Annotated in this window: 1 protein-coding gene; it reads right to left on the bottom strand. The window is 64.1% G+C overall.

The genetic code is table 11. The features are described from left to right. Positions 1–474: TPM domain-containing protein (locus tag EN750_RS38565; RefSeq protein ID WP_189526881.1), on the bottom strand; the 474-nt coding region annotated here is incomplete at both ends.

Raw genomic sequence — 474 nt, forward strand, 5'->3', positions numbered from 1 at the left:
CCCGACGAGCCGCCGCCGCCGGACGAACCGCCGCCGCCGGAAAAGCCTCCACCGCTGCTTGACCCCGAAGACCAGCCGCCGCTGGAACTTCCCGACGACCAGCCACTACGGGAGGATCGCCGGCTTGGCTCGAAGGTCATGCCGAGCCAGCGGTAACGGCCGGGACCAAGCTTCTGGCCGAAGATCGGCGGCAAGATGGAGACAGCAAGACTGCCGACCATAATGGTTATCCATATGCCGATGAACACGGTGAAGAACAGGTCGTCGGACTCGAAGGGCGCCTGCTGGTTGCGCTCGCCGCGCGCCTCCAGCTCCTCCGGATTGCCTTCCAGCACCATGACCATGTCGTCGACGGCTTTGCTGATGCCGCCGGAGAAATCGCCGGCGCGGAACGCCGGCACCATGTCGTTTTCAATGATCAGCTTGGTGTGCAGGTCGGTCAGCGTACCTTCCAGCCCATAACCGACCTCGATG

Origin of the sequence: Mesorhizobium sp. M7A.F.Ca.ET.027.03.2.1 (genome assembly GCF_003999175.1) — a bacterium.
Classification (GTDB): Bacteria; Pseudomonadota; Alphaproteobacteria; order Rhizobiales; family Rhizobiaceae; genus Mesorhizobium.